This window comes from Pseudomonas sp. K5002 (assembly GCF_013386655.1).
In the GTDB taxonomy this organism is placed as follows: domain Bacteria; phylum Pseudomonadota; class Gammaproteobacteria; order Pseudomonadales; family Pseudomonadaceae; genus Aquipseudomonas.
Genome location: NZ_JACARK010000867.1, coordinates 1 through 2,614 on the forward strand (window position 1 = coordinate 1; position 2,614 = coordinate 2,614).

General features: G+C 62.5%; 2 protein-coding genes. Both read right to left on the reverse strand.

Annotated elements, in window-relative coordinates:
- Window positions 1-196 precede the first annotated feature (196 nt).
- The gene (locus tag HX846_RS30215) at window positions 197-2,287 is read right to left on the reverse strand and encodes a YjbH domain-containing protein (RefSeq protein WP_178966785.1); all 2,091 of its coding nucleotides are present in this window, start codon (window positions 2,285-2,287) and stop codon (window positions 197-199) included.
- Window positions 2,284-2,614: capsule biosynthesis GfcC family protein (locus tag HX846_RS30220; RefSeq protein ID WP_178966786.1), on the reverse strand; the 331-nt coding region annotated here is incomplete at its 5' end. The genes HX846_RS30220 and HX846_RS30215, both read right to left, overlap by 4 nt.

The following is a 2,614-nucleotide window of genomic DNA, read 5'->3' on the forward strand; positions in this document are numbered from 1 at the left end:
CACCACTCCCCGCAAGACGCAACGATAGCGCCCACAGCAACGCCCGGGCCCGGGCCATTCGCATAGTCATCAAAGAGGAAAGTCAGGCAAGTGTTGCGCGCCGGCATTGCACCTGGCGCTGTAGCGTTCGGCGTGGCGACTGCCCGGCGCATTCAACGCCGGGCAGTCGACAACCTGGTCGGCAGATGCCGCACCGTCACTCAGTGATCTTCTCGAAGTTGTTGTAGAACAACTCGCTGTCACGCCCGTCGGTCATGGTCTGCAGCGAATAGCCGCGGTTCAGGCGTGCGCCGCCGTCACGGGTCAGTGGCGCCCATACGACGTTGGCCCGACGCATCGTCGAGGTGCTCATCAATTCGTCGAAGGGGACGGAAATATAGATGCCCTTGTCGAAGCTGCCTTCGCCATATTCTTCCTTCGAGGCGGTGGTCAGCGTCACCCAGCCACCAAACTTCACGCCGTTCTTGAACTGGCGCGAGATGTCGACGGTGGTGCCCCAGTCCCGCGCCAGGTAACGCCCCACACTGACGGCGGCCAGGGTGTCATAGGGCAGCTCGGTATAGCTGGTGACATGGCCGGTGATGGTCTGGTAATCCCGCAGGCCGAAGCCCTGGTTGAAATCACGCTGGCGCACGAAGTTCAGGTCTGCGCCCACTGACCAGTGCTTGCCCGCCGGCCGGAACAACACCTCGCCGCCCACCCCGGCGTACATGGACTCCAGGTAGCCGCCGTAGACCATGCCATACAGGTCGCGGTCCAGGCGCTGCGCATGGTTGACCTGGAAGTTCGGCATCGTCACATCGGACGTGGTCATGTATTGGCGCAGGTCGGTGCGTACTCGCGGCAAGCCGCTGGGTGCGTCGTAGGTGAACTTGTCGTAGTTGTTCAGCAGGTTGGCGCTGAGCAAGCCGCTCCACCAGGTATTGCGGGTAAAACGGTACTCCGCGTCGGCGTCGGCAGTGAACTGATAAAGCAGGCCGTCGGGGCCACCGATGTTCTGTTTGTAACCCAGGCCGAGGCCATAGTTGAACGGCTCGAATTTTCCGCTGTAGAGCGTGGTTTCCCGATGGGCAACCGCCGGGTTGACCTCGGTATTACGGTGCAGCTCCGTCAACGGTTGCTGGTTGTTCACCACGGCACGGAAGGTCGCACGGGGCACGCTGGTTTCTTCAATGGGCATGTCATAGCGCTTGTTCACCAGGGTGAACCAGTCGATATCCTGATTGGCGCTGTTGTCGAGAATCCGGCTGGCGCGTCCCACGGCCTTGGCTGAATAGAAGTAGCGTTGCTGCTCGCCATACACCATCAATTCCGAGCCGCGCCGGGCAATGCGCTCCACCTTGTAGCCGGCATTCTGCTGCAGCCTGTCGGCGACGTTGGCCCAGTTGACCTGGTCGGCCGGGGTGGTGGGCATGCGCGCCGGCAACGGTTCGGCGGGCGGGTCATAGGTCTTGACCGGTGCCTTGCGGCTGACAAAGTTGGTGTGCAGGGTGATGCCGAACATCGCGGTATTCCCGCGTTCCCAGGCCGCACTCAGGTCGACGCTGTCAGCCAGCTTATAGACCACGCCAATGTTTACCGGTGAGTCCTGCTTGATCGGGTTGTCCAACGGCTCGTGCTTGTAGTCATTGCCCTCGTATTCGAGTTTCAGGCTCAGGGGTTCCCAGGGCGTTTGATAGGCGATCCCGCCGAACAACGAAGGGCGGCCCCTGAAATAGGCGTTGGAGTTCACGTCCCCTGCCCTGGCGACGACCGCAGTGCTCTTGGGCCGGTCGTTGAACTTGCTGCCGAACACCGACAGCGGGTTGCCGAAGTCGCCTCGGTTTCCCAGGTAGCCCCAGGCGATGCCGAGGCTGAAATCCAGGTTGCCGTGGCGCTTGTTGGCGACAAAGTATTCGCTGGAAAACAGCCCGGTACCGCCGATGTCCCGGGCACCGAAAGCCACCTGCGGTGCCCAGCGGCTTTCCTCCCAGAGCCGCGCCTTGAAGTCGATGGCCTTGTCCTTGAAGCTCTGGCTTCCGCTCAACGCCTCGGCGCCGTACCGGCGGTTGCTGATGGCGGTATAACGAAACGAACCCTCCAGCCAATCGAACGGTTGCAGGGAAAAACTGTAGCGCGAGTAGGGATCGGTGCGGTTGGCGTTGGCGCTCAACTCTCCCGCCGGGGCCATGCGTGCGGTGGGGGTCTGTAGCAGGCCCACGCCGCCGAAATCATTTTGGGTGTAACGGGGGTCACCGTGAGCCAACCCGCAAGGCAATAGCAGTACAGCCGCAAAACGTAAATTCAAGGGTTCACCTCAGCCAACGGTTGAGTGGCGAAAAACTCGGCCAGTTGTTGGTTGAGATCAGGGGTCGGCGTCTCAAGGTCGTCGCTGCGGATCGGCACCAGGATCCTGCTGCCGGGGGCCGCCACCACGCCGTCCTCGCGATTCCACGCCGCCACGCCCACGCGCCGTACCTGGCCGTCGGGCTGGATCAGCCACAGGTCATCGCGCTCGGCGTCATCGAGGACCGTGCAGTCGCCAACATAATCCCGCACCTCGCGCATGGCCCGGTACGGCACATCACAGGACTGCGCGACCGCGCCGAGCACGTGCACGGTGGACGGCCTCACG